At 32.2% G+C, this 15,502-nt stretch carries 12 protein-coding genes; 9 read left to right on the top strand and 3 right to left on the bottom strand.

The genetic code is table 11. The features are described from left to right. Positions 1–207: 207 nt before the first annotated feature. Positions 208–1,098, bottom strand: a complete 891-nt coding sequence (locus CVD18_RS07735; protein ID WP_103864873.1) for a DUF72 domain-containing protein — start codon at positions 1,096–1,098, stop codon at positions 208–210. Between the two features lie 156 nt (positions 1,099–1,254). Here CVD18_RS07735 and CVD18_RS07730 point away from each other — a divergent pair, with 156 nt between their 5' ends. From CVD18_RS07730 to CVD18_RS07715, 4 genes are all read left to right on the top strand, one after another. Then, complete coding sequence (locus tag CVD18_RS07730; RefSeq protein ID WP_103864872.1) at positions 1,255–1,992, top strand: outer membrane lipoprotein-sorting protein; 738 nt, start codon at positions 1,255–1,257, stop codon at positions 1,990–1,992. A gap of 68 nt (positions 1,993–2,060) precedes the next feature. After that, a complete protein-coding gene (locus tag CVD18_RS07725; RefSeq protein ID WP_103864871.1) occupies positions 2,061–5,129 on the top strand; it encodes a sialidase family protein in 3,069 nt (1,022 codons plus the stop codon). Positions 5,130–5,357: 228 nt separating this feature from the next. Beyond that, complete coding sequence (locus tag CVD18_RS07720; RefSeq protein WP_103864870.1) at positions 5,358–5,762, top strand: glyoxalase; 405 nt, start codon at positions 5,358–5,360, stop codon at positions 5,760–5,762. A gap of 775 nt (positions 5,763–6,537) precedes the next feature. After that, positions 6,538–7,143 carry an outer membrane beta-barrel protein gene (locus CVD18_RS07715; RefSeq protein WP_103864869.1) on the top strand — a complete coding sequence of 202 codons (606 nt, stop codon included), beginning with the start codon at positions 6,538–6,540 and terminating at the stop codon, positions 7,141–7,143. A gap of 336 nt (positions 7,144–7,479) precedes the next feature. Here CVD18_RS07715 and CVD18_RS07710 read toward each other — a convergent pair whose 3' ends face one another. Further along, the gene (locus tag CVD18_RS07710; protein ID WP_103864868.1) at positions 7,480–8,427 is read right to left on the bottom strand and encodes a phosphoribosylaminoimidazolesuccinocarboxamide synthase; all 948 of its coding nucleotides are present in this window, start codon (positions 8,425–8,427) and stop codon (positions 7,480–7,482) included. Between the two features lie 109 nt (positions 8,428–8,536). Further along, a complete protein-coding gene (locus CVD18_RS07705) occupies positions 8,537–9,493 on the bottom strand; it encodes a PhoH family protein (protein ID WP_103864867.1) in 957 nt (318 codons plus the stop codon). Positions 9,494–9,758: 265 nt separating this feature from the next. Between CVD18_RS07705 and CVD18_RS07700 the strand changes: the two genes are divergently transcribed. The 5 genes from CVD18_RS07700 to CVD18_RS07680 all read left to right on the top strand — a co-directional run bounded on the left by CVD18_RS07700 (position 9,759) and on the right by CVD18_RS07680 (position 15,443). Continuing rightward, positions 9,759–10,589, top strand: a complete 831-nt coding sequence (locus CVD18_RS07700) for an S-adenosyl-l-methionine hydroxide adenosyltransferase family protein (RefSeq protein ID WP_103864866.1) — start codon at positions 9,759–9,761, stop codon at positions 10,587–10,589. A gap of 16 nt (positions 10,590–10,605) precedes the next feature. Then, on the top strand, positions 10,606–10,890 hold the full coding sequence (locus CVD18_RS07695) for a putative quinol monooxygenase (RefSeq protein ID WP_103864865.1): 285 nt from the start codon (positions 10,606–10,608) through the stop codon (positions 10,888–10,890). 76 nt (positions 10,891–10,966) lie between these two features. Continuing rightward, positions 10,967–13,366, top strand: coding sequence for a gliding motility-associated ABC transporter substrate-binding protein GldG (gldG, locus tag CVD18_RS07690; protein WP_103864864.1), 2,400 nt, complete (start codon positions 10,967–10,969; stop codon positions 13,364–13,366). Positions 13,367–13,426: 60 nt separating this feature from the next. After that, positions 13,427–14,236: an ABC transporter ATP-binding protein gene (locus CVD18_RS07685; protein WP_328515276.1), complete on the top strand. Its 810-nt coding sequence runs from the start codon at positions 13,427–13,429 to the stop codon at positions 14,234–14,236. 163 nt (positions 14,237–14,399) lie between these two features. Beyond that, entirely contained in the window at positions 14,400–15,443 is a 1,044-nt protein-coding gene (locus CVD18_RS07680) for a hypothetical protein (protein WP_146052730.1), read from the top strand. Positions 15,444–15,502: the final 59 nt, after the last annotated feature.

The following is a 15,502-nucleotide window of genomic DNA, read 5'->3' as shown; positions in this document are numbered from 1 at the left end:
AATTTATAGAGAATCATTTTATGAATTCAAAATTAGCTATTTCAGAAACAAATTACGTATTTTCCTACAAAACTAATATTAAACACATCGGCAAAGTACATATATCATCGCTAAAAAGCAAATCTATTTTATATTTTAACAATTAAAGATGAGGGGATTACCGTAAAATCCTTGACAAAAACAAACAATACTATTACCTTTCTAATTTCAAAACAACTTCAAATCATTAGACAAGTGGTTTGGTAAATGTAATTTACTACCTATCTGATCGTTTAGTTTTCTAATAAAATAATTAGATAACAAAGGAGATTCTACTTCTATATTTTGATGAACAAAAAAATGTATTCTAGAAATCCCTTGATCTTTCCATACAGAAAGCCTTTTCACCCAATCATCTAGTCTAGCATAATCTGTCTCATGATTAGCACCCACATACCTTATAAAAGCCTCATCATTAGTCAAGCGCATATGCAACAAATCTCTTCTACCAGCAGTATCAGTTATAATATTAGCTATATTATTCTCTTCAAGAAGATCATATAGCTCATTCGCTACCTCAACATCATTAAACCAATCAGTATGCCTAAACTCTACCGCCAAACGTATCTCTTTTGGCCATCGTTCTATAAACTGGATAACTCTATCAAAATTTTTAGGACCAAAATTACCATGTAACTGTAAAAAGATAGTACCTAGTTTCTCTTTTAAATGAACTACACTAGACAAATATTCATCAACATAAGGTTGTACATCATCGTTTAATCTTTTTAGATGAGAAATATTCTGTACTAATTTAGGAAAGAACTTAAACCCCTTAGGAGTTTTACTATACCATTTTTTGAATTGTTCTTCTGGAAAAATTCTATAAAAAGTAGCATTCATCTCAATGGCATTGAACTGTCTCGAATAATACTCCAACTCATCCTTTGTTCCCCTAGGGTAAAACCCTTTCAGATCTTGCCTGTTCCATTTGGCGCAACCAACATAAAGAGACAACTCACCTGCATTTCTTTTTTTTAGAATCTCTAAAGTATCTTTATGATCCTGAGGTAAGGTAAAATCAATATTCTGAGGATCTGCTACTTTTCCAAACTGCATGTGTGTTGATATTTTTAAAATTTCATCCCGAAATTTAAATAAAAAAATGAAACTAATATTATTATTTTAATGATCAATTAACAAAAAAAATAAAGATAAGTGTAACAAAACAATAAATCTATTGACTAATTTTATAAACAACAAAATTCACAACTAATGAATGCTTTAAAATCAATTCTTGTAGCCATTATATTAGCTATTACCACTTCTTTTCAAGCACAAACTGCTGATGAAATTATTAACAATTATTTTGAAAATACTGGAGGAAAAGAAAATTGGGAAAAGCTAAAAGGCATAAAAATGACTGGAGTCATGAAAATGCAAAATATGGAAATTCCTTTTGAGCAAATAATGATGACAGATGGTCGCCAATCGACCTCAATAGAACTACAAGGAAATAAAATGATCTGGGCCGCTTATGATGGAGAAACTTCTTGGTCAAGAAACCAAATGACAATGGAAGCTGAAAAAAATGATAATGAAGCTACCGAAAAAATGAAAAACCTTATCAAAGACTGGCCTTCTCCATTTCTTAATTATAAAGAAAAAGGATATTCAATAGAACTTATAGGTAATGAAACTATAGATGGGGCAGATACTTTCAAAATAAAGGTCACCAAAGACCCTATAATGATCAATGGTAAATCCGAGCCTAATATTTCTCACTATTATTTTGATACAGAAAACTATGTCCCGATTGTTATAGAAGAAGCGGTTCAAGACGGACCAATGAAAGGTAAAACAATAAAAATGTCAGTTAGTGATTATCAAGAAGTAGAAGGACTATATTTTCCATTTTCTCAAAGCAGTGAACTACAAAGTATCGATTTTAAAGAGTTTGATATCGACCCAGAAGTAGATCAAGCGTTATTCGCTTTTCCTGAAGGAAAATAATCACAAATCATCATCCCCAAATTAAACTGGGGATTTTTTATTCTTAATATTTAAAACAATCCGTAATTATGAACAATAAATTTATAATTGCAAGCTTGGCTATACTCTTTTGTATAAACTTGCAGGCACAAGAAATTGTACTAAAAGGAAAAGAATTATTTGGTAACCTAAAAGCACGACAGATTGGCCCCGCATTAATGAGTGGACGGATCATAGATCTAGAAAACCACCCTACCAATGACAGAATAATATACGCTGGTACCGCAGGAGGCGGTGTTTGGAAATCTTCAAACGGAGGTGCTAGTTTTTCTTCGGTTTTTGATAAGCATGCACAATCTATTGGAGTTGTAAAAGTAGACCCCACCGATCCAGATACTACAATTTGGGTAGGAACTGGTGAGATATGGACTCGTAATAGTGTATCTATTGGTGATGGATTATACAAATCTACTGATGGGGGTGCTAACTGGAAAAAAATGGGTTTTGAGAATTCAGAACGGATCAGTAGTATACAAATCAATCCAAAAAACTCTAATGAAATTTATATAGGTGTCCTAGGTGCGCTATGGAGTGATAGTTCTGACAGAGGAGTATATAAAACAATAGATGGAGGAAAAACATGGAATAAAATACTCTACATTAATCAAAAAACTGGGGCTAATGAAGTGATTATAGATCCCAAAAACCCAAACATTGTATATGCTGCTATGTGGGAGTTTAGGAGAACACCATGGGGATTTAATTCTGGAGGACCAAATAGTGCATTATATAAATCAACAGATGCAGGAAAAACATGGAACAAAATACACAATGGTTTCCCCAAAGGAGATCTTGGTAGACTTGCATTGGCAATCTCCCCTTCAAATCCACAAATAATATACACCGTTATAGAAAGTAAAGAAAATAAAGGATTATATCGTTCTGATGATGCAGGAGCCAATTGGAAGTTATTAAATGGAGATTTTGGGCTTGTGGTAAGACCTTTTTATTTCTCTAGAATTGTTGTCGATCCCAAAAATCCTGATATTCTTATCAAAGGTGGATTATTTGGATCTATCTCCCGAGATGGTGGGAAGACATTTAAGAATTTAGGTAGTATGCATGCTGATATTCATGATATCGTTTTTGATATTAATAATTCTGATAGAATATATGTTGGTACAGACGGCGGTGTATATAGAAGCTGGGATGGCGGAGCTACTATGGACATGGTAGATAACCTACCTATATCTCAGTTTTATCATATCAGTGTAGATAACGAAGAACCATATAACATCTACGGAGGGCTACAAGACAATGGATCTTGGTGGGGTCCCTCATCTTCTCCAGGTGGAATAGAGGCCAGAGACTGGAAACCTGTTGGATATGGTGATGGTTTTAGAGTATTAAGACATCCTAGCAAAAAGATTATCTACTCAGAAATGCAGGGTGCTCAAAATGTATGGAGATATGACATTGATAGAAACTATACAAAAAATATAAAACCATTACCCATAAAAGGAGAAGCTGAACTGCGCTTCAACTGGAACGCTCCTATGGCAGTGAGCAATCATTACCCTGATCGGTTTTATATGGGAAGTCAATTTCTGCACATAAGCGAAGATATGGGGGATAACTGGAAAAAAATATCACCAGACCTTACCACCAATGATCCTGCCAAACAGGATAAGGAATCTGGTGGGCTTTCTGTAGACAAATCAGGAGCAGAAACACATACTACCATTTTTACTATTGCAGAATCTCCTATTGATCAAAATATAATTTGGGTAGGTACAGACGATGGTAACGTACAAGTAACACAAGACGGTGGAAAATCATGGACCAATACAGTAGCCAATATACAAGGACTGCCAAAAAACACTTGGGTATATCATATAGAAGCAAGTACACATAACAAAGAAACTGCCTATGCTGTTTTTGATGGTCATACCACAGGAGATATGAAGCCATACGTATACAAAACCACAGATTTCGGAAAAACATGGAGCTCTCTTGTTACCAATGACATTGTTGGATTTGCTAGAAATATCCAAGAAGACTATGTAAACCAAGACATTCTATATCTAGGTACAGAGTTTGGGTTATTCATTACCATTGATGGTGGTAAACACTGGTCTCGTTTTACCAATAATATGCCTGCAACCGCAGTTCACTTTATTGATTTACAAAAGAAAACCAATGATCTGGTATTAGGGACTCATGGTAGAGGTATCATAATTATCGACGATATTTCTCCTTTGCGAAAAATAACTCAAGAAGTTCTTACCAAAAATATTCACTTTTTTGAGAATCCACCTTTTACTATCAAAGAAGAAAGTGGTTTTGGTGGAGGTAGCACAAAACTTCAATTCAAAGGAGAAAACCCAAATACCAATGCAAAAATCATTTACTACCTAAAGAAGAGGCATACTTTTGGAAAAATGACACTTTCTATTCAAGATCAAAACGGTAATAAAGTTGTCGATCTTGTTCCTGGAAAATCCAAAGGGATCAATATTGTTAACTGGAATTTCAGAAAAAAAGCACCTAAAGTAGCCGCTGGAAAAACACTTACCTTTGGTGGATTTACAGCCCCAAGAGTTGCTGCTGGCACTTACAATATTGTTCTTACAAAAGGTAAAAATCAATATAAAAGTACTATCACCTTACAAAATGATCCAATTTCATTAGTATCAGAAAAAGATAGAATTGTTCAAAGAAAGGCTGCTCAACAGTTATTTGATGACATGCAAGAGTTAGCATATCTAGTATATCAAATTGACCAAAATATACAAAGTGCAAAAAACGTATCAAAAAAAGATTCTGCTTCTCAAAAAATTACTTCATCTGTAATTAATGAATTAGTAGCCTTAAAAAAAACATTGGTAGTTACAACAGGTGATAACTATGTTGCCGAGGCAGAACCTCAGTTACGAGAAAAACTATCAGAAGTCTATAGTGATGTTACAAACTTATTCGAGAAGCCTTCATCTGCTCAATTAGAAAATAAAGAAGTATTAGAAACCAGGTTACACAATGCTAAAGAAGCATATAAAAATATAGAAAACAAACAGATTACTAAACTCAATAAATATCTTGAAAAAACAGGAGGTACTCCTCTCAAAATAATAACCAAAGAAGAATTTATAAATAAGTAATTGATCAAAAATATCATAGTACCTAAAAACCCGAAAGGTATAGCCAATACTTTTACATTCTAAGTTTTGGCTATACCCTTCAATTTTTTATAAGTTTTATAAACTACTTTACCTTATTCCTTAATCCTCATATGCAACTTCTCTATTGTTTATAAGTCATTTAAAACTATAGAAGTAGTATTTATTTTAAGCCTAAAAATTAATTATTTTTAGTAAACTTTCGTTAATATGGAAAACAGGGAAACAAATTTATTAGCAATACGACCACAATTATTAAATGCAAGAGTATCTGCAAACATGTCTGATGATGAACAATTTCAGAACAAAACAATTCGTCCTATTATAAAATTACAAGGAGAATTATTAATTGAAGTATTCAAAAATTACATTCAAAAAAGAAAGAATACATTTTATGAATTATCTCTAGAAAAACGTTTTGATTATATCGAAAATGCGATCCAGAAAGATATGAAATTCAGAAACAGTCTCAAAGGAATGATTATAGGGCAATTTACCATAGAAGAGTATATGTCTTATCTCAAAAGTTCGTCTTCTTTAAACAAACGTATGATGAATATTGTAAAAGAGCGCTTACAGGATAATATACAATTATTAGAGTACAAAGTCGCTTAACTTTAATTTTAAATAGAATACAAGTCTTATATCAATAGTGTCCAAGATGTTTTAAGAAAGAACTCCCTGCATATCTTATTTCAGGAAGTTTCTTTGGTATTTGATGAAAAGGGGCATTGACACATTGTTACTTTACAATAAATCCCTTACAATGTTTATTTGCCTTCTGCTTTTTGACTAAATTTTTGAAGATCCCTGAGTTTAATTCAGTCAAAATATGAAATTTGTTGTGCAACTCAAAGATCTTTTTGAGGTACAAAATCTAATTCTCTTTTTTTTGTTTTATTCAAAACGTTTTGAACGCTATCGTTTTTTAACATTAAATTAGTACGATTTAGTTGAATAAATAACCTTAAAAAAATTACATTTACTTGTACATAGTATTTCATGCTAAAATGAAATTTCATCAATAATTAACTCTTAAAACCAAACATTATGAAAATTTATTTTTTAATACCTGTATTGTTAATATTCCTAGTCCCGTAGGATATAATAACCTAATTGATCAAGATCTTGGAGTAACTAGTTACCAAAATAGTGGTCCAACTAAAAATGAATTTATTGTTTATACATTAATGATTCATGTTAGAAGTAATGTTTTGGGGCAGAGTCTTTCTGTAAAGATTCCGAGTTCTCTTCAACGAGTTAATTATAAATATTATTACCTTAAATATTAAAGATATAGATTTAAAAATCGAAAAAGGAACTGTAAAATATTTCACAGTTCCTTTTTAAATAAAAATTAATTTTTGTCATACTTAAAAATCATTTTTTTATGAAAAAACTCATAATCTTTAGTTTAATTTTATTTTTTACAAAACCTTTACTTTTTGCACAAGTTATCAAATTAGAGAACGGAGTTGTTGCAAGTTCTATGAGTGATGGTGCAATTGATGTTTTGAACAAAAAAATAATTACTTATTCTGCATTGATCGGGATGGATTATTGGGAGACTAAATCTTTTTACCTTTCTAGTCAAGTTGGTTATTTACGAAAAGGAGGAAAAGAAGAAAACCCCTTATTGAGTGGAGATCAAGCAAAATTCAAAGAAGCTTGGAATTATATTCACTTAAATACAACCATGAGGTTTCCATTCAAATTAAAAGACAATACACATATTTTTATCGGTATTGGGCCAAAAATGGATTTTTTAGTAGGGTCAGAAAAATTTAAAAGTTCCTTATACTCTTCTGGTTTTAAAATGAATACTACCACTTTTGGAGGAAAAGCTGAAATGGGGTTGGTTCATGATTTTGATAAATATCGAATAGGGATAAATTTTTCGTATCTACACGATTTAACAACAGCAGCAAGTACAGAGTTTATGGATTTAAAAAACAATGCCTTTTCGGGTATGTTATCAGTGGGTTATAGACTTTGATATTCTTAAAAAGGAAAAATATAAAACCACTTGTATGTCTGTAAAGTACTACATTAAGTAACGCCCTAAATTCGTAACTCATAAATTATGTTTGTTATTTTTTCTTAAATATTTGCCTTTGTAGTCACTTAGTGCTTTAGCCTTGAAATACCAACATTGGTTTTCTTTTTCTATTCATCCGTCTAAAGGCATTCAATATGGTATTTTAAATTTTAGTTGGTATTAGTTACATACAACAGATACCCATAATATTTTATCACGAGACAAAAAACATTAAAAAAAGCTGTTATTCATTACAAATAACAGCTTTAATTCTATATAACTCTATAGACAAGGTTATCCTTTCAAATATTCTAAAATATTATCCTCAATTCGTCTTTCTATATCGGTAATTGCTCCTTTCTCAAAGCCAGCACCCGCAATATTTTCATACAACTCAATATAGCGTTCTGATACAGATTGAATATACTCATCTGTCATCTCAGGGATTTGTTGTCCTTCTTTTCCTTGAAAACCATTACTAATCAACCACTGTCTTACAAACTCTTTAGACAATTGCTTTTGTGATTCTCCTTTTTGTTGCCTTTCCTCATACCCTTCTTTATAAAAATAACGAGAAGAATCAGGAGTATGTATTTCATCAATCAACACAATTTTACCCTCTTTTGTTTTTCCAAACTCATATTTAGTATCCACTAGGATCAACCCTCTTTTTTCTGCAATCTCTGTTCCTCTTTGAAACAATTTGCGTGTATAATCTTCTAGCACGATATAATCTTCTTCAGACACAATATTGGTAGACAATATTTCTTCTCTAGAGATATCCTCATCATGCGCTCCATTATCTGCTTTTGTAGAAGGAGTTATAATTGGCTCAGGGAACTTATCATTTTCTTTCATACCGTCTGGCATAGCCACACCACACAAGGTTCGTTTACCAGCTTTGTATTCTCTGGCAGCATGACCAGAAAGATATCCTCTTATAACCATCTCTACTTTGAAAGGCTCACACAGATGACCTACAGCAACATTGGGATCAGGAGTAGCAATTAGCCAGTTTGGCACCAAATCCTCGGTATCTTTCATCATTTTGGTGGCAATCTGATTAAGAATTTGTCCTTTAAAAGGAATTCCTCTTGGCATTACTACATCAAATGCAGATAGTCGATCTGTAGCGATCATCACCAATAGCTCATCATTTATATTATACACCTCTCTTACTTTTCCCTTGTAAACAGATTTTTGGTTAGGAAAATTATAGTTTGTATTTAGTATCGTACTCATTTGTTAATTTGTGAATATTAGGGTCACGTGATTTATAAGCGTTATTCTATGGTCAAATATATGTTTGTATGTTTATTACCACCTATCAAACACTAGTATCTAACTTGTTTTATTCGTTTCTATGTTCTATTTCTTTATAGGCAGCAATAACTTTTTTAACCAATTTATGACGAATTACATCTTTATCATCAAGATAAATCATACCAATTCCTTGTACATTCTTAAGCACCAATAAAGCCTCTTTAAGTCCCGAAGTTACTCTTCTTGGCAAATCTATCTGTCCAGGATCACCAGTAATAATAAACTTGGCATTCTTACCCATACGAGTTAAAAACATCTTCATCTGCGCATGCGTAGTATTTTGTGCTTCATCTAATATAACAAAGGCATTATCCAAGGTTCTTCCTCTCATAAATGCCATTGGAGCAATCTGGATGACCCCTTTTTCTATAAAGCTATCTAGTTTTTCATTAGGAATCATATCACGTAGTGCATCATAAAGAGGTTGCATATAAGGATCCAGTTTTTCTTTGAGGTCACCAGGTAAAAAACCTAAGTTTTCTCCTGCTTCTACAGCAGGACGTGTAAGAATAATACGTTTAACCTGCTTTTCTTTTAGTGCTTTTACAGCCAATGCAACTCCTGTATATGTTTTTCCCGTTCCCGCAGGACCAATAGCAAAAACCATATCGTTCTTACCACAAGACTCTACTAGCTTGCGTTGATTTGCCGTTTGAGGCTTAATCAATTTACCTCCTACTCCATGCAGTAATGTTTCTCCACTATTGGCAGAAGTTTCATAATCTGCTTTGCTATCACTAGTAAGAACACGCTCTATTACATTCTCATCCAACTTGTTATACTTTCCAAAATGCTCTAAAAGCATATTGAGGCGCATATCAAACTCTTCGAGCATATCTTCATCTCCATACACCTTCAGCTTACTACCTCTTGCTACAATTTTTAGTTTAGGAAAGTATTTTTTTAATAATTGAATATTGCTATTCTGAAGTCCGAAAAACTCTCTCGGATTGATTTCTGTTAGTTCAATAATAAGTTCATTCAAAAGCTATACGGATTTTAGTATGATTTTTTTTTAGGATTGACTAAGTTTGCTAAAGTTTTTTTATGTTTTTATAGGGAAAACAAAATAAGTATTAAAACGAAACAAAATATTTATCAAATCACTCTGCAACAGAGTCATTAAAAAAATACAATAGCGTATGATTTTTACCTTGTTTTGTTATCCCAAGAAAAACTTTGAATAACTTCATAACAAATTTACATATTTTTAAGCGCTTACAACCAAAAGATATTAACAATTCTTGTACATGTCAATTATCACCTTAACTACGGATTTCGGAACTAAAGATCATTTTGTATCTGCGGTCAAAGGTGCTATTTATTCTGAGTTACCAGAAGCTAATATTGTTGATATATCTCATGAAATATCACCTTTTCATATTACAGAAGCTGCCTATATTATTCAAAACGCTTATAAAAGTTTTCCAAAAGGAAGCATTCATATCATAGGGATTGATAGTGAACTTAATCCTGAGAATAAACATATTGCAGTAAAATTAGATGATCATTATTTTATTTGTGCCAACAATGGATTAATTTGTTTGATCACATCAGAATTCAATCCAGAAAAAATTGTAGAAATAAATATTCACGATACTATTGTATCTAATTTTCCTGTATTAGATGTTTTTGTAACAGTAGCTTGCCACATTGCCAGAGGAGGAACTCTAGAAGTGATTGGTAAAACGATATCAGACATCAAAACTATTACAGGAATCACTCCAATTGTAAATTTAGGTGATAAACAAATTGTAGGTAGTATTATCTATATAGATAATTATGGAAATTTGATTACCAATATCACTCGTAAATTATTTGAAGAAATAGGAAAAGGACGAAAATTTAAAATTACCGCTCGTACCGCTGTATTTGAAAATGTATATCAACGATATAGTGATGCTATCAATTTTGATATCGAAAAAAGTAAACGAGAAGAAGATGGTAAAAAGTTAGCTGTTTTTAATTCTTCTGGATATTTAGAATTAGCTATATATAAAAGTAATCCCAAAACTGTAGGAGGAGCCTCAAGCCTCTTTGGGTTACACTATAGAGATACAGTAAGCGTTAGTTTTGAATAACATGTAAACAAAAAAAATGATTATACGTATAGTAAAAATGGGATTTTTACCCGATCAAATTGATGCTTTCTTAAACAATTTTGAACAAAACAAAGACAAAATTAGAAATTTTGAAGGTTGTAGTCACCTACAATTAGTAAGAGATATACACCAACCAACTCAATTTTTTACCTATAGCTACTGGGAATCAGAAGAGCATCTCAATAACTATAGAAACTCTACGTTATTCAAAGGTGTTTGGGCAAATACCAAAAATAAATTCAATCAGAAACCAGAAGCATGGAGTCTAAGTCAAGTTTAAAAAAATAGTTATACCATATACCCCAACTGTTAAAATAAGACCCGTAATATTTAAAAAAATAACATTTAGAAAGCCTATGTTTGCATTAATACGTAAAGAAATCAATACCTTTTTCTCCTCTGCTGTAGGATATTTGGTTATTGCCATATTTTTAATTCTGAACGGACTCTTTCTATGGATATTCAAAGGGCAATATAATATTCTAGATAGTGGATTTGCTGATTTCTCTCCTTTTTTCAGAATAGCACCATGGATATTATTATTTCTTATCCCTGCAATAACCATGAGAAGTTTTTCTGAAGAAAAAAAACAAGGAACCCTCGAAGTATTACTCACCAAACCTATCAAAAACTGGCATTTGGCAACAGGTAAATACCTAGGAAGTCTATCTCTTATTTGTATTTCTCTGATTCCCAGTGTTATTTCTATATATACCATTTATCAATTAGGAAATCCCGTAGGAAATCTTGACATAGGAAGTATTGTAGGATCTTATATCTCTCTCATACTTCTTTGTGCATCATACACTGCTATCGGAATATTTTCTTCTGCAATAACCAATAATCAAATTGTTGCTTTTTTGGTAGCTCTTTTTTTATGTTTTAGCTTTTTCTTTGGCTTTAGCGGATTAGCATCTTATGATTTACTAGCAATCTTGAATAATACCTTTGAACAATTAGGAATGCAAATGCATTATGAGCGAATGAGTCAAGGTATTCTTGATACTAGAGATGTTCTTTATTTTATAGGAATCATTTTTTTCTTTATCGTCCTTACAGTTATCACCTTAAAGAAAGGAACACTACTACAAAAACTAAAATTTGTTGGTATCACATTGATCACCTCTATTGCAATAATATCTCTAGGAAACTCTCTCTATAAACGTTTTGACCTCACCCAAGATCACCGTTTTACACTATCAGAAGCTACAGAAAACCTCCTATTTGAAGCCTCTGCTCCTCTACTTGTAGATGTATTACTAGAAGGAGATTTCCCTTCAGAATTCAAGCGTTTACAATCAGAAACTAAACAATTATTAGAAGAATTCAATGCTATAAACCCTAATATACGGTACATTTTTACAAATCCATTAGAAGAGGAAGAAATACGCCCTCAAACTATTACAGAGTTACAAAAATATGGTCTTACTCCAATGGAAGTAAGTGTACAAGAAAACGGAAAAACAGAAATAGAAACCGTAGTTCCCTGGGCAATCATAAGCTACCAAAAAAGGAGTGTCAAGATTCCTTTGATCAAAAATACAATAGGAGCCACCTCAGAAGAGCGTGTACTGAATTCAATACAGCAATTAGAATATGTTTTTACAGATGGATTAACCAAACTTTTACATCCTAAAAAACAGAAAATAGCAGTCCTAAAAGGTAATGGGCAAATGCCTGATATCAATATTGCTGATTTTATCAAAACACTACAAGATTATTACTTTATAGGAGCATTCACTCTTGATTCTGTAGCCAGTAATCCTAAAAAAACGTTGCAAGAGCTACAAAAATTTGATCTCGTAATCAATGCCAAGCCTACACAAGCTTTTTCTGAAAAAGAAAAGTACGTACTCGATCAATATATTATGAATGGCGGAAAATCATTATGGTTGCTAGAATCTGTAACAATGGAGATTGATAGTCTAATGAATCCAGAAGGTTCTGCCGTTGCAATTATGCAAGATTTAAGACTTGGGGACGCTTTATTTTCATACGGAGTAAGAGTCAATCCTGTTTTGGTTAATGACCTATACTCTGCACCACTAGTATTAGCATCTGGCCAAGGTAACGACACTCAATTTACCCCATATCCTTGGTATTATGGATCACTAACAAAAAGTACAGAAAACCATCCTATTGTAAAAAATATTGAATCTGTGAAATTTGAGTTTTCAAACCAAATAGATACTTTAAAAAATGATATAAAAAAAACCATATTACTTACCAGTTCTGACAAATCCAAAGTAGAAGGAGTACCCAAAGAAATCCGACTAGAAGATATCATTAGACGTAAGCCAAATATGGCAAGTTATATAGAAGGACCACAAAACCTAGCCGTATTGCTAGAAGGAAACTTTAAATCAACCTATAAAGATCGTATAAAACCATATAAAATAGAATCTCACAAAGATAAGAGTACCTCATCAAAAATGATTGTTATTGCAGATGGAGATATTATCAAAAATCAGACTCAAAAAGGACGACCAATAGAATTAGGATATGACCCTACTATGAATCTGAAATATGGAAATAAAGAGTTTTTATTAAATGCTGTAAATTACCTACTAGATGATTCAGGTCTTATAGAAATCAGAAGTAAAGAAGTAAACATTCCATTTTTGAATGTTGAAAAAGTTGTAACCGACAAAACATTATGGCAAGTTATCAATATTCTAATCCCATTACTTATACTTTTGATTTTTGGAGCGATATTCCTATTTATAAGAAAGAAAAAATATCAAAAAGCAGATTAAAATTCTATTTTTTATCTTTAAAGTAATTTAAGCTTATTTGATATACGACTATAACCAAACATAAAAAACGAATCTATTAATTCTGAAACTATAAATATCGTTCTCAAAACAGAAAACCTTTCTATAGGGTACCGTACACACAAAAAGCTTAATGTCATTGCTACTGATATCAATCTAAAGTTACGCGAAGGGGAATTAGTTGGATTAGTTGGAGCCAATGGTATCGGAAAATCTACCTTATTACGTACACTATCAAAAGTACAACCACAGTTACACGGAAAAATTTTATTATCTGACCGAGAATTAAAATCCTATAAGTCTACAGAACTCGCCTCACAACTCAGTATTGTTCTTACAGAACAAATTGCCTCAAAAAATCTTACTGTTCAGGAATTAGTAGCACTGGGTAGACAACCTTACACCAACTGGGTAGGTAAAATGGCAGAAGAAGATCTTAAAAAAACACAAAAAGCAATAGAAGTTACTCATATTACAGATCTTATTACCAAACGGTGTTTTGAACTTAGTGACGGGCAACTTCAAAAAGTCCTTATTGCCAGAGCAATAGCGCAGGACACTCCATTTATCATCCTAGATGAACCTACAACACATTTAGATATATATCATAAAGCATACATCTTGAAACTATTGAAGCGTTTAGCTTTTGAGACCAAGAAAACAATTCTTTTCTCAACCCATGAGATTGATTTTGCCATACAGCTATGTGATAAGATGATTGTAATGAATCCAGATGGTTTTGAATTCGGTAGACCAAAAGAACTTATACAATGTCGTGCGTTTTCTTCTCTTTTCCCTGAAGACCTAATCCATTTTGACACTAAATCTGGTACATACAAGGTAAGAAATTAAGCATCCCTAACTCCATTATCTTTCTTACCTTCTTCTTTATCCATGCTTTTTATCGAATAAATAAGCATATTACGGAATAACTGTACAATTTTGGCGTTACTTATGCGTACAATTTATTTTAAAAAGCAATATTTTTGCGCAGAATCAAAAAATCAAATCTATTATGAACAACATGTTAAAACTTAAATCAATCTTCTTTTTAGTGGCTTCATCAGCATTGATCACTAGCTGTAGCTCTGATGACAATACAGATATAGAAGGCCCTAGTGAGGAAACCACTTATGATCTTATCGTAAACACTACCAATGCCAGTAATACTACAGAACGTGATATACAGATCACAACAGATAAACTTAATTCTACAGTAAAAGTAAATGTGACTTTTACTGCAGATAAGTCAATGAAAAGACTCTATATTTCTAAAAACGTAGATGGTACTGCCAATGAGCCATTTGCATTCACTAATCAAGCTGTTGATGAAAAAAAGGATGGCTCTATTGATTTAGTAGGTGATAATAAAAAAGAATTCACATTCAATATTGACTTTGATACACCTTCTAGTGCAAACGGTACTGTAACCTATGTATTATGGGCAACTACAGGAAGAGGTGATTTTAGAAATGTATCAAAAAGAAATGCTATCGGAGATTACGACTTTGGTACAATTACGATCAAAGCAGGAAATGGTGCTGTTGGTAATGGTGTAAAATCTTATACTCAAACTCTTTTAGAAGCTCCTCTTGGAGATGGTTCTTCATCTACTTTTATGTCTATTTTTGATGGTAAGGTATATAAAATTAACCAAGGAGAAGAATATAGTGCTTTGTGGGATTTTGGGTATTACTATGGACTAACAGGAAAAGCTTCTTTAGCTTCTTCTAATAACTACCCAACTAATATTATAGATGTGCCAACTATAGGAGGTGTAACTACTGAAGAGTTAAACAAAGTTTATTTTGGTTTATCCTCTAAAACTATTGCTGATTTTGATGCAATAAGCACAAAAAGTGACTTAGATTTCATTACACAACCTGCAAGCCAGAGAATAAATAACTTGGCAGTTGGTGATGTAATTGACTTTGTAGACAGCTATGGTAATAAGGGAATGATAAAAATCACAGCATTAGTTGCTGGTGATGGAAATAATGGTCAAATTACATTTGATGTAAAAGTGCAAACAACAACATTAACAGAAGTAAATCCATAATTTTTTAAGAGAATCCATTCTTTAAAAAAAATCCAGAGGCTATCCATAAAAAGATAGCC

The sequence above is a fragment of the Aquimarina sp. I32.4 genome (assembly GCF_002924285.1).
Lineage (GTDB): Bacteria > Bacteroidota > Bacteroidia > Flavobacteriales > Flavobacteriaceae > Aquimarina.
The sequence above is the reverse complement of the archived record's forward strand: the minus strand, read 5'-3'. Positions and strand labels throughout refer to the sequence as shown.

Excerpts from the sequence above, each read along its gene's own strand:
- CVD18_RS07735 (WP_103864873.1), bottom strand. The coding sequence starts at position 1,098 with ATGCAGTTTGGAAAAGTAGCAGATCCTCAGAATATTGATTTTACCTTA.
- CVD18_RS07730 (WP_103864872.1), top strand. The coding sequence starts at position 1,255 with ATGAATGCTTTAAAATCAATTCTTGTAGCCATTATATTAGCTATTACC.
- CVD18_RS07725 (WP_103864871.1), top strand. The coding sequence starts at position 2,061 with ATGAACAATAAATTTATAATTGCAAGCTTGGCTATACTCTTTTGTATA.
- CVD18_RS07720 (WP_103864870.1), top strand. The coding sequence starts at position 5,358 with ATGGAAAACAGGGAAACAAATTTATTAGCAATACGACCACAATTATTA.
- CVD18_RS07715 (WP_103864869.1), top strand. The coding sequence starts at position 6,538 with ATGAAAAAACTCATAATCTTTAGTTTAATTTTATTTTTTACAAAACCT.
- CVD18_RS07710 (WP_103864868.1), bottom strand. The coding sequence starts at position 8,427 with ATGAGTACGATACTAAATACAAACTATAATTTTCCTAACCAAAAATCT.
- CVD18_RS07700 (WP_103864866.1), top strand. The coding sequence starts at position 9,759 with ATGTCAATTATCACCTTAACTACGGATTTCGGAACTAAAGATCATTTT.
- CVD18_RS07695 (WP_103864865.1), top strand. The coding sequence starts at position 10,606 with ATGATTATACGTATAGTAAAAATGGGATTTTTACCCGATCAAATTGAT.
- gldG (WP_103864864.1), top strand. The coding sequence starts at position 10,967 with ATGTTTGCATTAATACGTAAAGAAATCAATACCTTTTTCTCCTCTGCT.
- CVD18_RS07680 (WP_146052730.1), top strand. The coding sequence starts at position 14,400 with ATGAACAACATGTTAAAACTTAAATCAATCTTCTTTTTAGTGGCTTCA.